The organism is Micromonospora sp. DT228, assembly GCF_049841595.1.
Taxonomy (GTDB): Bacteria; Actinomycetota; Actinomycetes; order Mycobacteriales; family Micromonosporaceae; genus Micromonospora.
Map to the genome: position 1 here is coordinate 371,693 of NZ_JBNCKO010000003.1, position 23,797 is coordinate 395,489.

At 71.7% G+C, this 23,797-nt stretch carries 18 protein-coding genes; 8 read left to right on the forward strand and 10 right to left on the reverse strand.

From position 1 onward, the window contains the following. The first annotated feature begins 14 nt into the window (after positions 1 to 14). Positions 15 to 1,100 carry a polyprenyl synthetase family protein gene (locus ACLQ29_RS08495; RefSeq protein ID WP_425771073.1) on the forward strand — a complete coding sequence of 362 codons (1,086 nt, stop codon included), beginning with the start codon at positions 15 to 17 and terminating at the stop codon, positions 1,098 to 1,100. A gap of 87 nt (positions 1,101 to 1,187) precedes the next feature. Here the strand turns inward: ACLQ29_RS08495 and ACLQ29_RS08500 are convergent, their stop codons facing one another. Beyond that, entirely contained in the window at positions 1,188 to 2,402 is a 1,215-nt protein-coding gene (locus tag ACLQ29_RS08500) for an MFS transporter (RefSeq protein WP_425771074.1), read from the reverse strand. A 154-nt stretch (positions 2,403 to 2,556) separates the two neighbouring features. Here ACLQ29_RS08500 and ACLQ29_RS08505 point away from each other — a divergent pair, with 154 nt between their 5' ends. Beyond that, positions 2,557 to 3,339, forward strand: coding sequence for an IclR family transcriptional regulator (locus tag ACLQ29_RS08505; protein WP_393365618.1), 783 nt, complete (start codon positions 2,557 to 2,559; stop codon positions 3,337 to 3,339). A gap of 116 nt (positions 3,340 to 3,455) precedes the next feature. On the opposite strand, the gene ACLQ29_RS08510 is transcribed toward ACLQ29_RS08505, so the two are convergent. Then, a complete protein-coding gene (locus ACLQ29_RS08510; protein ID WP_425771075.1) occupies positions 3,456 to 5,570 on the reverse strand; it encodes a PhoX family protein in 2,115 nt (704 codons plus the stop codon). Positions 5,571 to 5,817: 247 nt separating this feature from the next. Between ACLQ29_RS08510 and ACLQ29_RS08515 the strand changes: the two genes are divergently transcribed. Beyond that, on the forward strand, positions 5,818 to 6,312 hold the full coding sequence (locus tag ACLQ29_RS08515; protein ID WP_425771250.1) for a sigma-70 family RNA polymerase sigma factor: 495 nt from the start codon (positions 5,818 to 5,820) through the stop codon (positions 6,310 to 6,312). Continuing rightward, positions 6,309 to 7,025 carry an anti-sigma factor family protein gene (locus ACLQ29_RS08520; RefSeq protein ID WP_425771076.1) on the forward strand — a complete coding sequence of 239 codons (717 nt, stop codon included), beginning with the start codon at positions 6,309 to 6,311 and terminating at the stop codon, positions 7,023 to 7,025. The genes ACLQ29_RS08515 and ACLQ29_RS08520 overlap by 4 nt, the downstream gene beginning before the upstream one ends. Here ACLQ29_RS08520 and rarD read toward each other — a convergent pair. The 4 genes from rarD to eccE all read right to left on the reverse strand — a co-directional run bounded on the left by rarD (position 7,022) and on the right by eccE (position 11,001). Further along, positions 7,022 to 8,017, reverse strand: a complete 996-nt coding sequence (gene rarD, locus ACLQ29_RS08525; RefSeq protein ID WP_425771077.1) for an EamA family transporter RarD — start codon at positions 8,015 to 8,017, stop codon at positions 7,022 to 7,024. The two genes, ACLQ29_RS08520 and rarD, sit on opposite strands and share 4 nt — an antisense overlap. Then, on the reverse strand, positions 8,014 to 8,511 hold the full coding sequence (locus ACLQ29_RS08530) for a GNAT family N-acetyltransferase (RefSeq protein ID WP_425771078.1): 498 nt from the start codon (positions 8,509 to 8,511) through the stop codon (positions 8,014 to 8,016). The genes rarD and ACLQ29_RS08530 overlap by 4 nt, the downstream gene beginning before the upstream one ends. A 116-nt stretch (positions 8,512 to 8,627) precedes the next feature. Next, positions 8,628 to 9,014, reverse strand: coding sequence for a phage holin family protein (locus ACLQ29_RS08535; RefSeq protein WP_357251549.1), 387 nt, complete (start codon positions 9,012 to 9,014; stop codon positions 8,628 to 8,630). Between the two features lie 61 nt (positions 9,015 to 9,075). Further along, positions 9,076 to 11,001, reverse strand: a complete 1,926-nt coding sequence (eccE, locus tag ACLQ29_RS08540; protein ID WP_425771079.1) for a type VII secretion protein EccE — start codon at positions 10,999 to 11,001, stop codon at positions 9,076 to 9,078. Positions 11,002 to 11,292: 291 nt separating this feature from the next. Here eccE and ACLQ29_RS08545 point away from each other — a divergent pair, with 291 nt between their 5' ends. Both ACLQ29_RS08545 and ACLQ29_RS08550 read left to right on the forward strand, forming a co-directional pair. After that, on the forward strand, positions 11,293 to 11,613 hold the full coding sequence (locus ACLQ29_RS08545; RefSeq protein WP_393365630.1) for a WXG100 family type VII secretion target: 321 nt from the start codon (positions 11,293 to 11,295) through the stop codon (positions 11,611 to 11,613). Between the two features lie 22 nt (positions 11,614 to 11,635). After that, positions 11,636 to 11,929 carry a WXG100 family type VII secretion target gene (locus ACLQ29_RS08550; protein WP_425771080.1) on the forward strand — a complete coding sequence of 98 codons (294 nt, stop codon included), beginning with the start codon at positions 11,636 to 11,638 and terminating at the stop codon, positions 11,927 to 11,929. Between the two features lie 115 nt (positions 11,930 to 12,044). On the opposite strand, the gene mycP is transcribed toward ACLQ29_RS08550, so the two are convergent. Beyond that, positions 12,045 to 13,268: a type VII secretion-associated serine protease mycosin gene (gene mycP, locus ACLQ29_RS08555; RefSeq protein ID WP_425771081.1), complete on the reverse strand. Its 1,224-nt coding sequence runs from the start codon at positions 13,266 to 13,268 to the stop codon at positions 12,045 to 12,047. Between the two features lie 152 nt (positions 13,269 to 13,420). On the opposite strand from mycP, the gene ACLQ29_RS08560 reads away from it, so the two are divergent. Both ACLQ29_RS08560 and ACLQ29_RS08565 read left to right on the forward strand, forming a co-directional pair. Next, positions 13,421 to 16,468 carry an SseB family protein gene (locus tag ACLQ29_RS08560; protein WP_425771082.1) on the forward strand — a complete coding sequence of 1,016 codons (3,048 nt, stop codon included), beginning with the start codon at positions 13,421 to 13,423 and terminating at the stop codon, positions 16,466 to 16,468. Beyond that, on the forward strand, positions 16,465 to 16,830 hold the full coding sequence (locus ACLQ29_RS08565; RefSeq protein WP_393365638.1) for a hypothetical protein: 366 nt from the start codon (positions 16,465 to 16,467) through the stop codon (positions 16,828 to 16,830). The genes ACLQ29_RS08560 and ACLQ29_RS08565 overlap by 4 nt, the downstream gene beginning before the upstream one ends. Positions 16,831 to 16,834: 4 nt before the next feature. On the opposite strand, the gene ACLQ29_RS08570 is transcribed toward ACLQ29_RS08565, so the two are convergent. From ACLQ29_RS08570 to ACLQ29_RS08580, 3 genes are all read right to left on the reverse strand, one after another. Continuing rightward, a complete protein-coding gene (locus ACLQ29_RS08570) occupies positions 16,835 to 17,767 on the reverse strand; it encodes an alpha/beta fold hydrolase (RefSeq protein WP_393365639.1) in 933 nt (310 codons plus the stop codon). Between the two features lie 218 nt (positions 17,768 to 17,985). Then, positions 17,986 to 20,418, reverse strand: a complete 2,433-nt coding sequence (locus tag ACLQ29_RS08575) for an immune inhibitor A domain-containing protein (protein ID WP_425771251.1) — start codon at positions 20,416 to 20,418, stop codon at positions 17,986 to 17,988. Positions 20,419 to 20,761: 343 nt separating this feature from the next. After that, positions 20,762 to 23,557 (reverse strand): immune inhibitor A domain-containing protein, encoded by a 2,796-nt coding sequence (locus ACLQ29_RS08580; RefSeq protein ID WP_425771083.1) that lies wholly within the window; start codon positions 23,555 to 23,557, stop codon positions 20,762 to 20,764. Positions 23,558 to 23,797 lie beyond the last annotated feature (240 nt).

Genomic DNA, 23,797 nt, shown 5'->3' on the forward strand with positions numbered 1-23,797 from the left:
AGAACGGGTGTGGCATGGTTGATGGCGTGGTGAATCCGGCGGGCGAGCGTTCAGGTTCCACCGGCTCCGGCGGTCGGCGGGGTCGGGCGAGCACGAGTCAGTTCGGCGCGCTCGGCCTCCATCTCGCCGATCCCCGCGTCGAGGCGTCGGTGCTGGGTGTGCTCGACACGGTCGAGGTCGAGTTGCGGGCAAGTGTGGCAAGCGCCGACCCGTTCGTCACCGAGGCTGCCCGGCACCTGTTGGAGGCCGGCGGGAAGCGCTTCCGGCCGCTGCTGGTGGCGCTCGGCGCCCAGTTCGGTGACCCCGGTGGCGCGCAGGTGGTCCCGGCCGCCGTGGTGATGGAGCTCACTCACCTCGCCACCCTCTACCACGACGACGTGATGGACGAGGCCGCCGTCCGCCGGGGTGCGCCGAGTGCGAACTCCCGCTGGACCAACTCGGTCGCCATCCTGGTCGGCGACTATCTCTTCGCCCGGGCGGCGGACATCGCCGCCGATCTGGGCCCGGAGGCGGTCCGGTTGCAGGCCCGCACCTTCGCCCGGCTGGTGCACGGTCAGATCGCGGAGACCGTCGGTCCACGGGTCGACGACGATCCGGTGACCCACTACCTGCACGTGATCGCCGAGAAGACCGGCTCGCTCATCGCCACGTCGGCCCGGTTCGGCGGGATGTTCGGTGGTGCGCCCGCTGAGCACGTGGATGCCCTCGCCGGTTACGGCGAGACGATCGGCGTCGCCTTCCAGCTCTCCGACGACCTGCTGGACATCGCCTCCGAGTCGGGTCAGTCGGGCAAGACGCCCGGCACGGACCTGCGCGAGGGTGTTCCGACGTTGCCGGTGCTCTACGCTCGCGCGGCGGACGACACCGACGCGTCCTCGGTGCGGCTGCGGGAGATCCTGGCGACCGGCCCACTGACCGACGACGCGCTGCACGCGGAGGCGTTGGGCCTGCTGCGGGAGAGCCCGGCGCTCAAGCGCGCACGGGAGACCGTTCGCAGTTACGCGGAGGACGCCCGCGCGCGCCTGGCCCCGCTCCCGCAGGGCCCGTCCCGCCAGGCCCTCGAATCCCTCTGCGACTACATCGCCGACCGCACCGGCTGACCCCCGCACCCCCGCACCCCCGCACCTCGGCGGTGATCATGAGGTTATTGCCACGACACGCCGTGTGATCCGACGATAACGTCATGATCACCGGGGGGTGGGCGGGGCGGCGCGGGCAGGGTCGGTGCGGGTCAGCAGGCGACCGCCGACGAGCATGAGGGCGGCGGCGAGCACCATCGCCACCGCCGCCGTGGTCCACATGACGGAGTAGCCGAGGTGGGCGGCGAGCGGTCCGAGGCTCAGCGGGCCGAGACAGCCGCCCGCGTACACCCCGGTCTGGGTGATCGACGTGGCGGTCGCCGGTGACTGCGGATGGAGCCGGACCACCGCGAAGTTCATCAGGCCGGGCCAGGCCCAACCCAGGCCGAAGCCGAGCACCACACCGGCCACCAGCGGCACCGAGCCGGCCGACGCGAGCAGTGCCAACCCGGCCGCACCGACGACCAGCATCGCGGCGATGAGGGCGACGTGACCGCTGCCGCGCCGATCGGCGAACCAGCCGACCCCCACCCGGGCCACCATGCAGACCGCGCCGCCCAGGGTCAGGGTGAGGCCGGCGAGGCCGGGCGAGAGGCCCCGCGCCGCACTGGAGTCCACCAGGAAGGTGCCGAGCGTGTTCGCGGCGGCGGCGGCCAACGTCGCCGCCGCGCCGATCACCACGAGCGCCACCGTCGCCCGGCCCGCGCGTGCCGCGCCGGCCCGCCGCGCCGTGCCGGGCAACTGCCGGGGTACGGCCGGCAGCGTCGTCAGCGCGGCCACGGCGGCGGCCACGAACGCCCAGCGCCACCCGATGGTGAGCGCGAAGGTGGGCACCGCCGCCCCGGCCAGCAGGGTGGAGGCGGGGATGGCGGCCTGCTTGACACCGAACGACAACCCTTGCCGTCGGGCCGGCACGTGCTGGGCCAACGCCGCGTTGCTGGCCAACTGGCCGAGGGCGTTCGCGGCGGCGCTGAGCGCCAGCAGGCCGACAAGCATCGGAAACGACCGGGCGAGGGCCGCCACGGCCAGCATCGACCCGGCGGCCAGCACGATGCCGCAGCGGGCCACCAGGGTCGGCCCGTACCGCTCGACCAGCCGGCCGGAGGGTACCGAGGCCAGCGCGCTGACGCCGAAGTAGACGGCCACGGCCAGGCCGAGGCCGGCCGGGGAGAAGCCGAGGTCCGCGCCCATCTGCACGGCGAGGCCGCCGAGCAGGAAGACGGGCAGGACGCAGGCCACTGTGGTGACGACCGCAGCGGCGCTGGCCCGGACCGGGTGGGGTCGGGCGATGGTCTGGTGGGGGGTGGAGACGGTGTTGGTCATCGTCCGGCAAAAATACGTGAACCCAGCTCGGGCCACTCTTGGTGACCACCGGGGTACACGCTGTGGGTGATGATCTGGCATCCTCCACCCGAACAGGCATTTCGCAGTGGGCCTGTATTTCATATGGTGTAAGTCCCCGGCGGCGGAGGTGGTTGTGCGCGACCCCTTGGCAGAACCTTCGGACCTCATTCGCAGCGTCTCCCGAGCGCTGCGGGTGCTGGAGTCGGTCGGTCGTGCCCCGAAAGGCCTGACCGTCAAGCAGATCGCCCGGCGGTGCGAGCTGACCGTGGCCACCACCTACCACCTGGTCCGCACGCTCGCCTACGAGGGTTACGTGATCCGTCGCGAGGACGGCACGTACATCGTGGGGTTGGAGGTGGCCGACCGCTACCGGGAGTTGGTGACGGCGTTCCGGGGCCCCCCGGTGGTCGGTGAGACGCTACGGCGGGCCGCTCTGGACACCGGCTACAGCCACTTCCTGGGTCGCTTCGTCGGCGGGCAGGTGGCCCTCACGGCGGTCGCCGAGGGGCACCGCTCGCCCTACCTGGAGGATCTGGTCCCCGGCTTCGACGAGGGGGCGCACGCGACGGCTCTCGGCAAGTCACTGCTGGCCACCCTGACCGCCGATCAGCGCTACCGCTACCTGCGGGAGTACGGCATGCGCCCGTTCACAAGCGCCACACTCACCACCACCGAGGCGTTCGAGGCCGACCTGGCCGCCGGTGACCGGCGGGGCATGCAGTTGGAGATGGGGCAGTTCCGCCAGGGGGTGGCGTGTGCGGCGGTGCTCGTCGCACCGGACAAGGACATGGAACGCCGCGTCGTCCTGGCCTGTGCGATGCCGGCCAGCGAGATGATGACCTCCGCCCGGGTGGTCCGCGCCAAGCTGCTCACTGTCGCCCGCAGCGTCGCCGACGGCATCGCCGCCGACGCCTGACCCCCGAAGGACGGCGAGAGGCCCTCTCCCGGGCTGGGAGAGGGCCTCTCGGGGCGGTCCAGCGCCGGACCCGCCCTGGGGTGACGTTCAGCGGTCCACCGACCGTGGCGGCACCGTCAGCTGCCCACCGGGCCGCCGTCGAGACGCCAGGTGACCACCACGCCCGGCTTGGCGTAGTCGCCGTCGGGCCAGTTCGAGGCCGGGTTCTCCACCGAGGCGCCGGTGATCTCACCCGGGTGCTGCACGGCGACGAAGACCGAGCGGTTGTCGCCGGTGATGAACGGCCCGCAGGTCTCCGCGCCGAGTGGCACGGTCAGGAACTGCTTGAGATGACCCCGCTCCGGGCCCTCGACGGCGGTGGCGAACAGACCGTCGTTGCTGCCCAGCGCGTTACCGTCGGTGGAGATCCACAGGTTGCCGGTGGCGTCGAAGGCGACGTTGTCCGGGCAGGAGATGGGGGAGACCCTGGTCTTGTCGTACCCGGCGAAGAATGTCGACGGGTCGGTCGGGTCGCCGCAGACGATCGGCAGCGACCAGGCGAAGGTCTCCGCGGTGTTGTCGTTGCGGTCCTCGACCAGCTCCAGGATCTGCCCGTGCTTGTTGGCGTTGCGCGGGTTGGCCTCGTCCGCCGCGGCCTTGCCGGCCTTGCCGCGGTCGGTGTTGTTGGTGAGCGCCACGTACACCTTGCCGGTGAGCTGGCTCGGCTCCACGTCCTCGGGGCGGTCCATCTTGGTCGCGCCGACCCTGTCGCCGGCGAGCCGGGTGAAGGTGAGCACGTCCGCGGCGGTCATCCCGTCGACGAACGACCGGTTGCCGCTGACCAGCTTGATCCAGCGCCCCCGGCCGTTGAACGCGCCGTCGGTGGGGAGCTGGCCCGAGCCGTCGATCTCGGCGGCGCTGGTCTGGTCGAGCTTCGCCACGTAGAGCGTGCCGGACTCCAGCAGGCTCAGGTTGTGCTTGCGGGCAGCCCAGGAGTTGCCCTTCAGGAACTTCTGGTCCGAGACGAACTTGTAGAGGTAGTCGAACCGCTCGTCGTCGCCCATGTACGCGACCACGTGGCCGTCCTTCGCGACGATCACGTTCGCGCCCTCGTGCTTGAACCGGCCCATCGCGGTGTGCTTGCGCGGGCGGCTCTCCGGGTCGAACGGGTCGATCTCGACGATCCAGCCGAACCGGTGCGCCTCGTTGGGGTGCTTGGCCAGGTCGAAGCGCTCGTCGGCGCGCTCCCACTTGCGGCTGCCGCTGGGGTAGCGGCTCGCGGTGCCGATGCCGTAGCGGTCCAGCTTCGGCTTCAGCTCGGCCGGCGCGGCGTCGGCGCCCACGAAGTACTGGTTGAAGTTCTCCTCACCGGAGAGCACCGTGCCCCACGGGGTCACGCCACCGGCGCAGTTGTTGAGCGTGCCGACGACCGTACGACCCTTGGGGTCGGCGGCTGTCCTCAGCCAGGCCGAGCCGGCGGCCGGGCCGGTCAGGTCGAACCTGGTGCTGAGCGCGGTGACCCGCCGGTTGTACGGTCGGCGGCCGGCGTCGACCGGCTTCCACTGCCCGGTGCCCGCGACCCGCTCCACCTCCACCACCGACATGCCGTGCGCGGCCATCGCGGTGCGGAGCTGCTCGACGGAGAGCCCGTCCAGGCCGGGGAAGCCCGGGAACATCAGGTCCTCGTTCGTGTACTCGTGGTTGACCACGAGCAGTGCGCGCCGGCCCTGCTTGTCCAGCGGCAGCACGCCCACGAAGTCGTTGTTGTAACCGAACTGCCGGGACTGCGCCGCGGCGGTCTGGTGGTGCACGTCGAACTCCGGCGCGCCCGGCAGCACCGGGTCACCCCATTTGATCACCACGGCGTGGTCGTAGCCGTTCGGGACGACAAGGGTGTCCAGCTTGTTCGGTGGGATCGGCTTGAAGGTCAGCGCGCCGTTGCCGACCCCGGTGCTGGGACGGCCGAAACCGAAGGACTCCGGGACGTCCGGGGTGGCGGGGGCCGCCAGGGCCGGGGCCGCGCCGGCAGCCGCGCCGCCGAAGCCGAGGACCAGCGCGCCGACCGCGCCGGCCCGGACCACGCCGCGCCGCGAGACCTCCGCGTTCACCACGTCACCGAAGTACGCGTTGTCGGAGGTGTTCGGGACCGGGTGGTCACAGGCGTTTCCGCAGCGGTACAGGCAGGTCATGGCGTCACGCGTGCCATGGCGGTTGCCGGTCAGCAGCGGGAGCAGCCGGGGACTGTCGCTCATGGGAGAGCCTCCAGAGAAGTCGGTGGCACGGCAGGCGGCGTACCAGGCGGACGCTAGGAGGACGTGGTGAGCACGCGTCGGCCACGATGTGAACCGGTCGTGAACACCTGTCGGGGCGGCTACCGCACGTAACCGGTCTGACCTCGGGCTGAACCGATCGGCGTGACCGCACGTATTCCCGAGCGAACGCAACGCCGGACGCGCGCCGGAAGCGAGGGAGACCGCCATCAGCGACCACGACGCCCAACTGCTGCGCGCGCTGCACGACGAGCACGCGGAGGCGCTGTACGCGCATGCCCTGCGGCTGGTCAACGGCGACCGGCAGCGAGCCGAGGACCTGGTGCAGGAGACGCTGCTGCGGGCCTGGCGACATCCGGAGTCGCTCGACCCGCGGCGCGGTTCGGTGCGGTCCTGGCTCTTCACCACCGCCCGCAACCTGGCCATCGACGCCTGGCGGCGGCGTTCCACAAGGGTCGGCGAGGTCTTCACCGACGACGTCCCCGAGCCGCCCGAGGTGATCGACGAGGCCGAGCGGGCGGTGGAGGCGTGGACCGTCGCCGAGGCGCTCAACCGGCTCAGCCCGACCCACCGGGAAGTGCTTGTCGAGTGCTTCTACCAGGGACGGTCGGTGGCCGAGGCGGCATCCCGACTGGGCGTGCCACCGGGGACCGTGAAGTCCCGCACCCACTACGCGCTGCGGTCCCTACGGTTGGTCCTGGCTGAGATGGGAGTGACGGGATGACCCGGTGCGAGTTCGCGCACGACGATGGCGCGTACGTGCTGGGTGCCCTGGCCCCCGCCGAGCGGGCGGCCTACGAGCGGCACCTTGGCGGCTGCGCGTCCTGCCGGGAGGCGGTCGCCGAGATCGCCGTCCTGCCCGGGTTGCTCGGGCGGCTCGACCCGGTGGGGTTGGAGCAGATCCTGCCGCCACCGGCCCCACCCCGGGTGCCCGCGTTGCTGGAGGAGGCCCGGCGTCGCCGGCGTCGGGAGCGCGCCACGGACCGGCGACGCTACGCGTTGACCACCCTCGCCGCCGCCGGGCTGGCCCTGCTTGTCGGTGTGGGCACCGCCGTGGTGCTGCCCCGCCCCGCCCCGCCGGGCCCGCCGGCCGTCCAGGGCGGCACGCCGGCGCCGCAGGTGTCCATGGTCGCCATGCGACCGGTGGCCAGCACCGGGCCGGTGCACGCCGACATCGGGCTTCTCGGCACCAAGTGGGGCACGCAGGTGACCATGCGCTGCGGGTACGACGCGCGGACGAGCTACGGCAAGGCGTACCCGTTCCGGCTCGTGGCGCGCGGCCCGAGTGGCGCCAGCGAGCAGATCGGCTCCTGGCTGGCCGCGCCCGGCGACGACCTCCAGTTCACAGGCGCCACCAGGTTCACCGATGCCGAGCTGATAAGCGTGGAACTCCAAAAAGCCGACGGCACCCCCCTCCTCACCTACGCCGTCCCCTAACCAGCCCACCCCTTTCCTCGGCGATCTTGCACTTTCTGTCCTTCCACAAGGGGCATGGCGGACATCTCGACAACCGAAACTGCAAGATCGCGGGGGAGGATGTCGGCGCTGGCGCGGGTGCGGCGGGCGGATTGGACTGCGTCGGCGGTGAAGACGATCAGGGCCAGCCAGACAAGTGCGAAACCGGCTAGGCGGGCGGGCGGCATCGGCTCGTGGAAGATCAGCACGCCGCAGCCGAGCTGGAGGATCGGCGCCACATACTGGATCATGCCGAGACCGCTCAGGGGCAGCCGGTTGGTCGCCCCGGCGAACAGGAGCAGCGGGATCGCCGTGGCCGCGCCGGCCAGCACCAGCAGCGCGGTGTGCCCGGCCGAGACGTGGCCGAAAGTGGACTGTGCGCGGCTGGTGAGCCAGGCCAGGTAACCCAACGCCGGCAGCGCCAGCACCGCCGACTCGACGAAGAGACCCTCCGCCGGCGGCAGCCCGAGCCGCTTCTTGACCAGGCCGTAGCCGCCGAAACTGAACGCCAGCGTCAGCGCCAACCAGGGCAGCCGGCCGTAGTCCACGGTGAGCACCACGACCGCCGACGCGCCGATTCCCAGCGCCAGCCACTGTGCCGGGCGTAGCCGCTCCCGCAGCACGGTCACCCCGAGCAGCACCACGACCAGCGGATTGATGAAGTAGCCGAGCGCGGTCTCGACCACCCGGTCGGAGTTGACCCCGTAGATGTAGGTGCCCCAGTTGACGGCGATCAACGCGGCGGCCGCGACGATCCCGGCCATCGCCCAGGGGCGTCGCACCAGCGCTCGCAGGAAGCCGATGTTGCGCAGCGCCGCCAGCAGCAGGGCCACGAAGACCACCGACCAGACGACCCGGTGGGCCAGGACCTCCAGCGGCCCGGCGGGCCGCAGCAGCTTGAAGTAGAGCGGAAAGAAGCCCCAGAGCAGGTACGCGCCGAAGCCGTAGAGGTATCCCAGGCGGAGTGGCGTCACCCCTCCACCGTAAGGGGCGTACTGTCGCTTTGCTCCTTTCCGGTGACGGGGGTCACCGGCGTGCGCCGGTCGAGCTGCATCCACCGCTCCGGCACGTCCAGGTGCGTGAAGCCCGCCCGCGCGTACACCTCGTGCGCGTCCTTCGTGATCAGCAGGATCCGGCGTACGCCGAGGTCGTCCAGGTGGTCGCGGATCGCGCCGACCAACCAGCCGCCCAACCCGCGGCCCCGGACGGCGCGGTCGACGTACACGTCGCAGAGCCACGCGAAGGTGGCCCCGTCGGTGACCACCCGGGCCACCGCCACCTGCCGGTCGTCCTCGGGTCGGTAGACGCCGAACGGCAGCGAGCCGGCGAACGCCCGTGCCGTGGTCTCCCGGTCCCGACCGAGTGCCCAGTACGCGTCGGTGGACAACCAGAGATGCACGCGGGCCAGATCAAGTCGGTCGGGGTCGGTGCTGAGCAGGTAACCATCGGTGCGAGTCAACGAGAACACGCATCGACGCTAGCCGCCGGGATGGGCGGCCAGACCGGCCAATTCCCAGATCCTGGTCATTGGCCGGCCGTGGTCACAGCCTCGGTGGGGTCGGATCGACGGCGGCCCGTGGACTGTCAGTCCCGGTCGAGGACGGCGCCGAGGATCCAGGTCACGATGCTCACGAACAGTGCGCCGAGCACCGCGGCCGGCCAGAAACCGTCCACCGTGAACGGCAACCCGGCCTGGTCGGCGATCCAACTGGTGAGCAGGAACAGCAGCCCGTTCACCACGAGCGCGATGAGACCCAGGGTCAGCAGGTAGAAGCCACACCCGACGGTCTTGATGACCGGCTGGAGGACCGCGTTGACCACGCCGAAGATCACCGCCACCAGGAGCAGCGCGGTGACCGTCTCGACGGCGGAGTCCGACTCCAGGGAGATGCCCGGGATGAGAAGTGTGGCCAGCCAGAATGCCAGCGCTGTGCTGGCCAGCCGAATCAGCAGACCTTTCAGAAAACCCATGGCGGGGATCGTGCCACGGACCTCGCACCGGCGTAACCCGCCAGTTGACCATGCGGGCGGATCAGCCGCGCCCCGGCCGACCGATCAGCTGCGCCTCGATCGGCGTGGGGGAGAGCAGCGCCCAGCGCAGCGCCCGCCGGTTGACCACGGCGATCATGTCGTCCCGGATCCGGGTCAGCCACTCGGCCGAGCCGCCCAGCCCCAGCGCGGCGCCGGCCAGCGCGGCCTCGCCGTCGTCGAGCGGCTGCAGCAACGCGAGGTCGGCCCGGCTCAACGCGTCGACGTCGGCCGGGGTCAACTCGTCCCGTACGACAAGCGTGGCCCGCCACGGCGGACCCGGCTCGGCCTCGGCCGGCACCGGCCCGGCATCGACGACGAGCAGCAACGGACGCAGGGCGGACCCCACCCCCTCGGCGACCTGTCGACCGGGTGGGAGCAGCGGAATCGTCCCACCCGGCGCGCCCACTCCCCGGACGAACGGCTCCCAGGCGCGTGGCCGTGCGGTCTGCACCACCACCAGCGCGCCGAGCGCCAGTGCGCGTAGCGTCACCAACTGGGCCGCCCGCACCCCGCCGACCAGCAGCACCCGGGTGCTCTCCGGCCGGAAGAGCCGCACGGTGACGGCCCTGCCGTGCCGGTTCGTGCCGACCATCATCCCCGCGTCGCCCAGGGTCAGCTCCCAGCCGTCCATCTTGATGCGTGTCCGCGCCCCGGGTGCGGTGAGCGCCAGCGGCAGCGTGGCGGCCAGCCCGGGCAGGTGTGCGCCGTCGAGGCGTCGCAGCTCCCCGCCCAGGTCGGTCACCAGACGGTGCAGCGCCCCGGTAGCCGCGGTCAGCTCGGCCGCCGTCGTGGCGGCCAGCCGCACGGTCAGCTCCGTCGGCGCGGCGCCGGTGCTCGGTGACGGACCTGCGGTGATCGACACTGTCGTCGCGGTCGCCGGCAGCGCGAGCAGCCGGGGCACCAGCCGCAATCCACCCGTGGTGCCGGCCTCCGGCCACCGCACCAGCCGGAAGGTGGCCTGCACCAGGGTGCCGGTGCGCAGTGTCGGCCAGGACTCCCGCACCGGCTGGCCGTCGTGGTGGGCCAACTCGGCCAGGACGCGCAAAGCCGCCGGTACGCCGAGTGGCCGCGCGGTCAGCGATCCGAACCGGCGGACGACGCGCCGTACCGTGCCGGCGAGCACTCGGCGTAGCTCTTCCTCCGACCACCCGTCCACCCGCAGCACCCGGATCGCCACCACCGCCCGCTCCCGCCCGGCGAGCCGCCCGTCGGTGAGCTGCCGGTACGACGTGCCGGCCGTGCCACCGGCGGCCGGCACCGGTGCCGGTGCCCCGGCGAGCAGCAGTTGCACCCGCAGCGGGGGCACGTCCGAACCGGCCGGGGGCAGCAACGCGGCGGGCGTGGGGATCGCCCGGGACACGTCGCCCAGCAGGTCGCCGGGGTCGCCGAGTTCCAGGAGCGCCACCATGCCCGCCGTGTCCTCCAGGACGGCGGCCGGGCCGCCGGTCAGCTCGGTCGAGCGGACGACGGTGCCGGGAGCGACCAGGTCGAGCAGTTCGGCCGCTCCGGCCGGCCCGGCGAGCGCCCGACGGCGGGTCAGGTGCCCGACCGCGGTGCCCAGCCACTCGAAGAGCCACCGGCCCCGGAACCGGACCCCGGCGACCGCCAGCAGCAGTATGGCCACCAGCGCGGCCGCGACGACGACGGGTGCGGGCCGGCCCAGGGCGGTGAGGACGAGCGCCGCCGCGACCTGCGCGGTGACCAGTTGACCGGCCCGTACGCCGGCGCCGGCCCGCCGATCGGACCAGGCCCGGTGAGCCAGGGATGACCGGCGACGGAGCGCGCGCGGACCGGTGGGGTCCCGGCCGACCTCGGCGGGTCGACCCGACCTGGCCGGCTCAACCGGCCCGACCGCTCGCGGGGCGGCGCTCGGCCCGGACCCGACCGGGGTCGCCGGGTGCGGTCCTCCGGTGGTGATCGCCGGCACCGTGCCTCCTCGACCAGTGGGGGACCGTGTCGGGCGGCCCGCCCGCCCTCCGGCGGCCCGTCACGCGCCGCGACGTGGCTGCGGCACATCGTAAGCGACCGATGGCCCACGCGGTTGTCCACAGGGGAGACGAGAGGGGTAGCAGAACCGCAACGAGGCCGCTACCGTCAGCCACGAAGTCATCGCTGACCCGCGTCTCAGTGCTCGACGACCGGGCCAAGCGAACGACGCGTTCACAGGGCGGGCGCGTCGACGGCCAAGGCGCGATCAGGGAGACGAGGTGACGTCCGGGTGTCCCAGACCCAGGCAGAAGCCGCGGTGATGCAGCAGACCGCCGCGAAGTTCGAGCAGGTAGACCAGTCGTTGCAGACCATGCTGACCGGCCTGCTGGCCGAGCTGCAGGTGTTGCAGCAGGCCTGGCGCGGTGCTGGCGGCCGGTCATTCGAGCAGGTCAAGCAGCAGTGGTCACAGGACCAGGCGGCGCTGCACCGGGCGCTGCGGGAGACCGCCGGGGCGATCCGCACCGCCGGCCGGCAGTACGACGCCTCCGACGACGAGGTGGCCAGCCGGGTTGCCGGCACCAATCGCGGCGGCATCCAGCTGCCGCTCTGATCCCACTGGGGAGGGAAATCCGATGGACCATGGTGTGCTGGTCGTCAACTTCGCCGCGCTTCAGCAGGCCGGCGGCGACATCCAGAAGGCGCTGAACACGCTCGACTCCCAGCTGGGTCAACTCGAGCGAGACGCCGCCCCGCTGGTGGCGAGTTGGACGGGCGAGGCCCGCCAGGCCTACGAGCAGCGGCAGGCGCGGTGGCGGTCCGCCTCGCAGGATCTCCAGGCGATGCTGCGGGACATCAAGGTGGCGGTGCACGACTCGGCCACCGACTACCTGGACACCGAGAAGAAGAACACCGGGCTGTTCCAGTGAACGCGGTGGGTCGGGAGCGCTGACCGTGTCCCGGTCAGCCGCCCGGCCGCCGCAGGTCGGCGGTCCAGGTGGTCGACTGCCGCAGGTCGGCGGTCCGACTGGTCGACTGTCGCAATCAGGCCGGGTCGGCCGGGCGCCAGCGTCGCCGGGCACCCCTGGGCACCACCAGGGCGAGCAGCGCCACGGTGGCCGCCATCGTGCCGACCGCCGCGCCGACCAGCAGGGCGCGCTTCTGCGCCCTCGCCCGGCGGGCCTGGCGGGCCAGCAGTGCCGGGTCGGCCCGGTCGTCGGCGAGCACGGCGACCGGTCGAGGGTCGGCCGCGCGGCTGCCGCTGGTCTCGGTGACGGCCCGGTACGGGTTCAGCACACCGGCCCCGTACCCGCCGCCGTGGCCCGCGTCGGGAGCCGGATCGGCGGTGGCGATGATCCGTTCCGTGACCTGGGCGGCGGTCAGCTCGGGCCGATACTCGCGCAGCAACGCGGCGGTGGCGGCCACGAACGGCGCGGCGTAGCTGGTGCCCTCGACCTGATGATGGCCCGACCCGGGGGCGGCGGTCAGCACCGCACTGCCCGGTGCGACCAGGTCGACGTACGCGCCGGTCTGCGAGAAGGTGGCCCGTGCGCCGTCCGCGCCGATCGCCCCCACGCCGAGCACACCGTCGTAGGCGGCGGGAAACGGTCGAGGATTCCCGCCGTCGCGCAGGTTGCCGGCGGCGGCCACCAGCACCACGTCCCGGTCGACCGCGTACCGCACTGCCGAACGGACTTCCGGGTCGTCCGCGTACAACACGACCGACAGGTTCACCACGTCGGCGTCGTGGTCGACGGCCCACCGGATGGCCTGGGCGAACTCGTCGGCGCTGACCGTACGCCCCGACTCGCGCCCCTGCACCACCTGCTGCTCACTCACCCGCACCGGCATGATCCGGGCATCCGGCGCCAGGCCACGGAAGGCGACTCCGGGTTGGGGTCCCGCCGCGATGATGCTCGCCACACCGGTGCCGTGCCCGGCGCAGTCCCGAGTGCCGTCACCGCCGAGGTCGAGCAGGTCGGTGCCGGCCAGCACGCGCCCGGCCAGCTGGGGGTGCGCCCGGTCCACCCCCGAGTCGACAACCGCGACGGTCACCCCGGCGCCGGTGGCCAGCGGCGCGAGCCGGGTCGGGTCGTACCGTTGCTGTGGCCACGGGGTGGCCGTGACCGGCCGGACCGGGGCGAGTGGCCTCGCGCACGCCGGTGCCGTCCGGAGCCTGGCGGTGGCGGTGGTGCTCGGGAGGAGCGGTACGGTCAGCAGGCTTGCGGCCAGGCCTGCGAGGACCGGGCGCGTGATCGATCGGGACATCGACAGCCTCCGTATCGTGTCGGCTCCGGGACGGGATGTTATCGCCTCACCCACGCCCCGGTTGGCCGCCGACGGTCAGCCATTGTGATCTTGATACCACCTTGTAGGTTGTACGCGATACCTGTGGCCTGTTCTCGGAAGGGGAGGTGGCCGTGACCGCATGGGAGCCGGCCACGGAGGCCGAGGTGGCGATGCGCGACGCGCTGCGCGCCAACGACCAGGAGCTCTACTTCCGACTCCTGTCCCGCACCGATCTGTTGCTGCCGGTCTCCGCGCCTGCGCAGCCCGGCCAGGCACCACCCGGCTGGGGCACCTGGACCACAGGTGGCCGGACGCACGTGCTGGCCTTCACGTCCGCCGCCGCACTGCGGGTCTGCCTCGGTGAGCACTCCGGCACCAACCGACGTGTTCCCTTCGCCGACCTCGCGGTCGGCTGGCCCAACCAGGAGTGGTGGCTCGCCGTCAACCCGGGTCTGCCGGTCGAGGGCTATCTGCCGGCCTGGTTCGTGGCCCAACTCTCCCGGGGCGACGTGCGCCTGCCCGGCCGCGCCATGGGCGCCCGCGCTCGGCTGGAGCGGGCCGAGACCCTGGCCCGCACCCGCAACGGCACGCCTGGTCGGGACGCCGCGCCGGCCGCCGGATCGCCTCCCCCGACGGGTGCGACGCCGGCTGGCCCCGCCCCGGTCCCGCCCGCCCCGGTCCCGCCCGCCCCGGTCCCGCCCGCCCCGGTCCCGCCGCGGAGGGCCGCGTGGGGTCCAGCGCCCCGGTCGGCCGGCGCCCCGTCGGTGCCCGCCCCCTCAGTGCCCGCCCCGCCGGCACCTGCCCCCTCAGTGCCCGCCCCCTCAGTGCCCGCCCCGCCGGCACCTGCCCCCTCAGTACCCGCCCCCTCAGTGCCCGCCCCTTCGGTACCTGGCCCGCCGATGCCCGGCCCGGCGTCGCGCACGCCCGGCCCCGTTGGGCCGTCCCGCCGGCCTGGCGAGGAGGACCTGCCCGCCGCCGGTCAGCGGTACCCGAGCGACCCGCCCCAACCCGGCGCGCCGGGCACCGGCGCCCGGCCCCGCAGCGGCCGGCCATCCCGGTTCACGCCGTTGGCGCCCGCCGACCGTCCCGGTGTCGGGCCGACCGATGCCCCCGGACCGGGCGTGGGCTGGCCGGCGGCGAATCGACCGAGCGAGGCCGACGGCCTGGCGGCGGGTAACGGCAGCGGCGGTCCCCAGGCCGCCCGGCGCTCCTTCTTCGAACCCACCACCGCCCGGGAACGGGCGTCCGACCCGCCGCCCGGCGGTGGGCGCTCCGCCGACCGGGCGGCCCCACCGACCCGATTCGGGCGCGGCAGCCAACCCTTCCCGCGCCGCCGTCCGGCCGACGCGCCGGCCGAGGAGGCCGCGACCCGGGCCTTTCCGATGACTGACCCGGACGCCACCCGGCCGCTGCGGCCGCCGACCGGCGGCCTCGGCACGTCCCGAGGGGTACGCGCACCAGCACCCGGCGAGGAGATCACCCAGCCGCTGCCACCGCGCCGACCCGACCCGGTGGCCGAGGAGCCGACCCGCGCCTTTCGGTTGACCGGTGAGCCGCCGCTGACCCGGGCGCCGGAGCGGCCCAGCCCGTCGGCGGACCAGACCCGGGCGATCCCGCACGATCGGCCGAGCCGATTCGGGCCGGTGGAGGAGTTGTCGGCGTCCGTCGCGGAACCGGTCTCCGGCCCGCCCGCGCCGCGCCGCGGCTTCACGCCCATCGTCATCGAGGGCACCATCATCGAGTCCCGCGATCTCACCGAACCGGTCGAGACCAGCGGCCCGTTCGACGCGGCCCGGCAGCCCCGCCCCGCCGAGGCCGCCCCGCGACCGTTCGACCCCGCGCCCTCCGGTCCAAACCTGTTCAGCCCGTCGTCCTCCAACCCCAGCCCGTCCGGTCCCGCGTCGTCCGACCCCGGTCCGAGCCCGTCGGCGCCGGCCGCCACCGGGCCGGTGGACGTCGGCCATGCCGCGGGCGGCCTGAGCGGTGCCGGCACGGGCGGCGGGTTCGCCACTGACCGCGCTGGCGACCCGGTCAGTGGCGGGCTCACCAGTGACCGCGATGGCGTCCCGGTCAGTGGCGGTCGCGCCGACGGCGACGGCTCGTCGGCAGGTGTGACCGGCGCGGACCGGGTCGGCAGCGGCGAGAGCGAGACCGCGACCGCGGACGGCGATGGGCAGCCTCCGCCCGTCGACGAACCGGCCCCGGTCGAGTTCGAGCCGGCCAACACCGTCGAGGAGGACCTTCTCGGTGCCGCGGGTGCCGGCAGCACCGACACGTTCCTGTCCACCCTGCTGCTGGCCCGGGTGCTGCTACCGGCGGCCCCGGATTCGCTGCCGGGCAGCCGTCCCGGTGATCCGGGCTTCGTCTGGCGGACGGCGCAGCTCGACGGCGAGACGTACGTGGTGGTCTACACGTCACCGAAGCGCCTCGCCGACCACGTCGAGGGCGACGTTGTCACCGTCGGTGTGAAGTTCGCCCAACTGATCCGGCGGTGGCCGGACGAGGACTGGTCGTTCGCCGTCAACCCGGGCACGCCGGTCGGCGCGAAGCTGCCCGGTGAGCAGATCGTCGCGTTGGCCAACTGGGCCGCCGAGGTGGGGCTCGGTGACGACCTGGAGGTGGACCCGGAGGAGGCGCCGGCCGTGGCGGAGCCCACCGCCCGCCCCCGGTACGCCCCGGCGGTGGTCGACCCGGCCCGGCCGACGGTCATGCAGAAGGCGGTCGCGCCCAGCCAACTCGCCTACTACCTGGACCGCGGGTACGACCGGGTCTCCGGCTTCGTGCACCGTGCCGGTGAGCTGGCCCACCTGACCACGCCCGCGCAGGTGCACGAAGCGCTCGGCCTCAGCTACCCCGGTTCGCCGTTCGCCCGCGACGCCGAGGAGATCTACGTGTTGCGCTGGCCGGCGCACCGACCGAGCCTCTACCGGATCCCCTACGGCGGTCAGAACGAGCCCGCGATGCGGGCCATGGAGGGTTGGGTCATCGAGCGTCCCCCGTTCCGGGGCAACGGCTTCGCCCCGGGCGAGAGCAGCGATGTGGTGGCGGAGTTCAAGGTGGACAGCGCGCGCCTCCCGCACGGCGCACAGCTGTGGCGGATCGGCGCGGACGGCACCGAGCGGGTGATCGCCGAGTTGGACACCGACACGGTGGTCTGGCGACGGGTCGGTGAGGCGTGATGCGCGACGGTTACGTGGCCCGGTGGCAGGGCCGGGAATACCAGGCCAGTCCGGATGGTGACAACATCCGCCTCTACCAACGCGAGCCGGGCGAGGGCTTCGAGGAGGTCCGCGCGGGCCGGTACGTCCGGGTGCTGCGGGCGAACGAGATCGAGGACCTGGCGTACGTGCGGACCACCTGCACCTGGCAGGGGCAGCCGTTCATCGTGCTCGGCGAGCACGACGCCTGGTTGCGGGTGGAATACACGGGTGGCCGCTGGCCGGTGGCCGAGGCGATGCGGCTGGAGGTCTTCGACTTCGGCGTCTACCAGGGTTGGGCGCCGGCATCCGAGGTCACCGACCTGCGGGAGCAGCGGGTCTGAGCGGTCAGCTCTTGGCCCAGCGCAGGATTTCGCCGAGCACCAGCTCCGGTGCCTCCAGGTGCGGAAAGTGCCCCACCCCGTCGAGCAGCCGCCACTCGTACGGGGCGACGACGTAGCGGCCGGAGCCCAGGGCGGTACGGGGCAGGGAGGCGGGGTCCAGCGCGCCGTGCAGTTGCAGGGTCGGGGTGGCCAGCGGCTTCTGCATGAGGCGTACGAACCGGTAGCCGTGCAGCCGCAGCAGCGAGCGGAACGCCCAGCGGTAGCCCTCCAGCGCGCAGAACGCCGCCTGTGGGATGCACATCGCCTCCCGGCACCGCTCGGCGTACGCCTCGAAGTCCGGCCCGGCGACCCAGCGTGGCCCGCCCCAGCGGCGCAGGATCTCCGCGACCGCCGCCGCGCCGTCGCGGGTCAGCACGTGCTCGTAGCGGGGTAGTTGGAACTTCAGCGCGGGGGTGGACGCGGCGAACTGACCCCGTGGGTCGGCGAAGATGCCGGCGCGCAGTCGCAGCGGGTGTGGCGCCCCCAACACCACGAGCCGGCGGACCAGGGGTGGGTGGAAGGAGGCCACCGTCCAGCCCACCATGCCGCCGACGCCACTGCCGACGATCGTCGCCGAGCGCTCGCCGAGCGCCCGGATCAAACCGGCGATGTCGGCCGCGAGGGTGTAGCCGTCGTACCCCCGGGGTGGTTTGTCGCTGGCGCCGTAGCCGCGCAGGTCGACGGCGACCGCCCGGAAGCCGGCGTCGGCGACCGCCGGCAGCATCTGGTGCCACGCCCACCAGTGCTCCGGGAAGCCGTGCAGGAAGAGCACCATCGGGCCGGTGCCGGCCTCGACCACATGGAACCGGGTGCCGTTGGCGCCGACGAAGCGGTGCGTCCACGGCCCCTCGGTGAGGACACAGGACTCGTCGACGACTCCGCCGCGCTGGTCGGTCATGGCAGACAGCCTAGGACCCGGTTGCCGCAGCACACCCTGGTGGTCGCGTTGAACAGGGAGAAGCCCGGGTTGTCCCCTACCGAAACGAGGGTTCGGGTCAGCGGGTGACGATGCTGGCGCGCAACCCACGCCCGCGTGGGACGGGTGCCGGCTGGACAAAGGACGGCGCCCGGGCAGACAAGCTGCCCGGGCGCCGCTGGGTGGTGCGGGATCGTCGGTCAGAAGATCCTGATCTTCATCGAGGTGCCGTCCTGCTCCAGAACCTTGATCTTGACACCGGTCGCGGGGAGCTTGACGCCGTGGTTCGGCAGCTCCTCGTAGAAGTACTTCTGGGTGTCGTTGAACAGGGGCTGGGCAGCCTGACCGCGGATGTACTGCGGCTGGCTGTTGAGACGCAGGGTGAACGAGTCGGCCTTCTTGAGGCTGAACGGCGCGTCGTAGACCTGGATCCGGGCCCGCCACGGAGCACCGGTCAGGTTGTAGATCGGCTCCGGGTGCGCGTCGATGTACAGGTTGCGACCCTCACCCGGGTGACCGCCCGGGTTGGCCTCGGACACCGGCGCGGTGTTGTTGTCGGCGAACCGGGTGTTCCAGTACGAGATGAGCAGGCCCTCCTGGTACGCGTAGTGGTCCACCCAGTCCGGGCGGGTGTTCGCGTAGCCGAAGAAGTACGGGCCGGTCTTCAGGTACTTGTCGTACGAGACGTACGACCGGTTGCCGGCAATGTAGAAGTTGTCGAACAACCGGGTGTAGGTCGCGCCGACCACCTGGAAGTCATCCAGGGCCCAGCCGGCGTCGGTCTCGGCGCCGTCGCTGAACACGGTCTGACCGTCGGCGGTCACGGTGATCGCGTCACCGAAGAAACCGCCCTCGGAGACGCCACCGTCGGTGACGTAGTGCAGGCGGACCTGCGCCGCCTTGCCGGCGACCGAGGTCAGTGGGATGTTGATGTCGGCCCAGGCGCCGTTGCTGGTGCCGGAGAGGGCCGGACGGCCGGCGCCGTCGACGCCGATCGGCTGACCGTTGACAGTGCCGTTCAGATCGATCCAGCTCTGGCCGCCATCGGTCGACGCCTCGAAGTAGAGGTAGTCGTAGTTGGCTTCGATGCTGAACTTGCCCTTGAGCGACAGCGCCGCGGAGGACTTGCCGGTGAGGTCGAACGTCCTCGTCATCGAGCTGTCGAGGTTGTCGTCGTTACCGGAGAAATACTGCTTGGCGCCTTCGATCGGCGCGCCGTAGTTGAAGGTGTATTCCCGCGGGGGCAGCACCACCACGGCGGCCTGTGCCTTCGGCGAGTTGTACTCCTGTGGACCGAGCTCCACCTTCTTGTCCTGGCCCGCGACGATCACCTCGTAGTCGAGCCAGCCGAGCTGGAGCTTGTTCCACGCGCCGAGGTCGCCGCCCCGGTCGCCGATGCCCACGTCGTTCTTGGCGCCGAGCCGGCTCTGGGCCATCAGGGTCCAGTGCTCGTTGTTGTTGTCCGCGGGTCCGTAGTCGTCCGGCAGGCCCAGGTCGTGGCCGTACTCGTGGTAGAAGACGCTGCGGCCGCCGTTTTCCGGCTGGATCGTGTAGTCGCGGATCCAGACGCCGGTGTTGCCGATCTGGGTGCCACCGATCGGGAAGTTCGGCGGGCCGACCGGCGAGCTGTTGAACGCCGACCAGCGGTGGCTCCAGATGGCGTCCTCACCCTGCTGCGGGTCACCGTCGGCCTGGTCGCCGCCGGAGTGGACGATCTGGAAGTGGTCGATGTAGCCGTCCGACTCGTTGAAGTCGCCGTCACCGTCGTAGTCGAACCGGTCCCACTGGTCGAAGGACTTCATCTCGGCGGCGATCTGCGCGTCCGTCCGGCCCTTGGCCTTCTGGTCGAGAACCCACTGGTCGGCGGCGTCGCGGATCAGCGCCCAGGTGTTCGAGCAGACGTTGTCGCCGCAGACGGCCGGGTCGCCGGTCGGGTCGTTGTCGGCCTTCGGGTCGTCGGAACGACCGTAGCGAGCCTCGTTGTACCGGACCTTGACCCAGTCGGTCACCTCACCGTCGACGGTGTAGCGACCCGAGGACTGCGCCTCGTAGTACTGCTTGAGCGACTCGTCGCCCGGGTTGGTGCCGAAGTAGACCTGGCGGAAGTGCTCCGGGCTGAAGTCCGGCTGCCAGATGGTGGAGTTGTCCACGGCCCGGTTGGGCTCGGGGATCTTGTTGTGCAGCGGCCCCTCGAAGGTGGCCGGGCCCGCGGTGTTCGGGTCCGTGTCCTTGTCCGGGTAGGACGGGTGCCGCTCGTCACCGAACTCGGCCAGGATCACGAAGATCTTGTCGGTCCGCTCCCGCTCCAGCTCGACGTACTGATCCTGGGTGGGCGGCGGGTTGCCGGCGGCGGAGCGGGCGTTGCCGTTGGTGGCGGCCTTGCCGACCTCGCCGACCTTGACGACAGTGCTGCCGTTGCGCTCGATCGGCTTGCTACGACCGCTCAGCACGTCGCTGAGACCCTGCTGACGCAGCGCGCGGCGCTTGTCCTCGAGCTTGTCGGGGAGCTCGTCCTTCAGCGCCTGCGGTTCGGCAGCGGCCGGAGCTGCCGGCAGTTTGGGCTGCGGCGCCGCCGAGGCGGACGGGCCGTAGAACAGGCCCGTCGCCGTCAGTGAGAGCCCGAGCAGACCCACTGCGACTTTGCGCACGTGGTACCTCCGGTGTGAGGGAACCGGCCCCACGGGGGTGCGGGCCGGTGGGAGATCGATCCCACGAGGGGGACCATTGGTGAACATAGTTACTGCTGGGACAGGTGGGAAGATGAACGCGTCGATTTGTTGCAAGATTTTGTGGGGAATGCTTTCCACCGTCACATCTCGGGCGCATCGTCGGCCACAGTGACCAGCGGCGGGCCGCCCGGTTCTGGTTTGCAACGACAGATCTCGATAGATGTGATCGATGTACGACAGTGGGGCCGGAGGCGTCTCCGCCACCGGCCCCACCAACCACTGTTATCGGCTACCGCTCAGCAGACCGTCACTTCTTCACCGGGGTGACGAAGATCGTCGCGGACGAGTTGTCCTTCGCGGCCTTCTTGATGGTGAGCGACACGCCGTAGTTCACGCCCGCGTCACCGGGGTTGCCGGTGCCCAGCACGATCGCGCCGCCGCCCAGGGTCACGCCGTAGAACTCCGGCGCCGGGCTGCCGTCCGGGTGGGTGACCCGGGTGGTGTACGGCGCGTTGTTCCGCGACGGCACGACCACCGAGGCGTCGTTGTCCCGCGCGTACGGAGACCCGTCGCGCATCTCGATGCCCGGGTACCAGGTCTTGGCGTCGGTGAAGGACTTCACCGGCGCCTGCGCCTTGAACTTGGTGCAGTACGCGCTGTACGGCTCGTCCGCCGCCTCCAGGCACTCCGTGAAGGGGTACGTCTTCTGGAGCGTGAACGCGGCGTTCGCCGACTGCGGGCGGCTGGGCAGGTTGTCCGTCACCGACGGGTCCTTCTCGGCCGCCACGCCCGTGCGGCGGTACGGGTCGAAGTGCGAGTCGACGATGAGCAGCCCGCCCTTCGCGCCGTAGCTGGGCAGGGAGGTCATCTGCCCGGTGACGTGGTTGACGTCGCCGAGCGCGCTGTCCCGGTACCACACCAGCATGCCCGGCGCGTTGTACGAGATCCGGTCGACCTTCCACGCCTCGTGCGAGTAGATCGTGTCGTACGCGTACTTCAGGCCCTTGTCGAAGCCGTCGAAGTTGCGCCACTCGGCCAGGTAGAACTGCGCGTGCACCTCGGTGCCGCTGGAGACCTTCCAGCCCCCGCCGTTGGTGTCGACGAAGGTGCCGCCGGTGGCCGTCCAGCCGTTGGCGCCGCCCTCGACGTCGTCGCTCCACGTGGTGGCGCCGCCGCCGGTCACCGAGAAGTCGTCGACGAACCAGTTGCGCTCCTCGAACGCCTCGTCGGTGGCCTGGCGCAGCCGCAGCTGCACGGTGGTCCCCGCGTACGCCGACAGGTCGACGTAGTCGTGGCGCCAGCCGTCGGTGCTGCCGGTCAGGCCGTACTTCTTGCCGCCGAAGTCGGTCATCCGGCCGTTCGGGTCCGGGTAGCCGTCGGGAGTGGTGACGACAGTGCCGCCCTCGTCGTACACCTTCTGCTCGGTCCAGGACGCGCCACCGTCGGTCGACAGCTCGACGAAGCCGTAGTCCCAGTCCTCCTCGATGATGTAGTTGTTCCACATCCAGAACTTCGCGTCCGCCGCGGCGGGCACGTCGACCGAGCGGCTCAGCTTGACGTCGGCCCAGCTCTGGTCGTTGTTGCTGTGCCACATCTTCGTGCCGCTGTGCGGCGTGGCCAGCGTCGTCACCTTGTCCGGCAGGTCGACCTTGATGCCGTCCTCGGAGTCGATGGGCGTACGTGAGGTCTGCCCGAGCTTCACCTCACGCGGGTTCGATCCGGGGCGGATGGTCAGCGGGTCGGCCCAGCCGAGCACCCACTTGTCCCAGATGCCCATGTGCGTGGGCAGCGCCTGGAAGATCTCGCCGGAGTGCGAGCCGGACGCCATCAGGTCCCAGAAGTCCACGTCGGAGTCGGCGTTGCCGGACGTGTCGTAGAGGTCCGGGAGGCCCAGGTCGTGGCCGAACTCGTGGGCGAAGACACCGACGCCGGCGTCCTCCGGCTGCACGATGTAGTTCGACGCCTTGAGGTTGGTGCCCGGGATGGTGTAACCACCGGCGACCGTGGAGGAGTGCGCCCAGACGGCGTACACGCCCTCGGCGCCGCCGCCACGGGACTTGCCCTGACCGGCGTGCACCAGCACGAGGTGGTCGATCACGCCGTCCGGCTCGAAGACGTTGCCGTCACCGTCGCGGTCGGCCTGGTCCTCGATGTCGTAGTCGGCCCACGGGAAGGTCGGGTCCTTCGCGACGAGCGCGTCGATCGCGTCGGTCGCCAGGCGACCCGCGCCGGCCGGGTTGTCCGGGTGGCCGTTCATCGACTGCTCACGGCCGGGAACCCAGGCGCCGGTCTCGTCCTGGAAGCAGCGGTTGGCCGCGTACCAGCCCTCGGAGTGCGGCACGGTGATCCAGGGGCTGGACTGCCCCTCCACCGTGTACGCGTTCTTGGACATCTCCAGGTACATGTTGTGCATGGTGCGACCGGACAGGTCGATGCCCTTCTTGCCGTCCGGGCCCTTCAGGTCCTTGCGGACCCGCTCGGTGATGCCCTGCTTGCTGTAGAGCATCTTGTTGTAGTGCGACGGCGAGAAGTCCGGCACCCACATCGAGTTGTTGTCCTCGTGCGGCAGGCGCGACGGGTCCGGGATCTTGTTGTGCTTCGGCCCGTTCTGCACGGTGCCGGGCTCGCAGGTGCGGTCCTCGAACACCGTCTTCGGGACCATCACGTCGGTGAAGTCGTCGTTGGCCTTGTCGTTGAACTCGACAAGCAGCGTCAACAGCTTCGCCGTCTGCGTGGTCGGCGCCTTCTTGAACTTGCGGGGGTTCTGGCCGGTCTTCAGCGACTTGGCCTCGTCCCTGGCCAGTTGCCGGGCGGTCACCGGGTTGCCCCGAGCGTGCTTCTGGTCGAACTCGCGCGCGGACTCCACGGCAGGGGTGTAGACGCCACCCTTGCCCTTCACCTCGCGGCCTGTGGTGTCCGGCTGCACCTCGGGCTCGGCGTAGTTGATGTAGTGCTCATCCGCGCCGATCACCGCCTGAGGCGTCGGAGACGACGACTGGGCCGCCGCGCTGCCCGTCACGGTCAGTGACGTGGCCGCGAGGGCGATGGCGGGCAACGCGACGAGTAGTCGTCGTCGCGCTCCGGACTGCGGTTTGTGGTTCATGCCGCTCCATTTCTCGGGCATGGGGAGGAGGACGTGGGGTCGTCCGACCATCGATGTGACGAGTGTCGAATTCTGCCAACCTGCGTGAACCTAAATCACAACCGGCCGAAAGGACAGCGGAGACCCACCGTCTGTGGCCGTTTAGCCGCTATCGGGTCAGCCGACCGACCGATGTGACAGCGGCGGGACGCTGCGGGCCGTACCCGTAAGAAAATGACGGAGGGTGGCGGTCCGCACGGA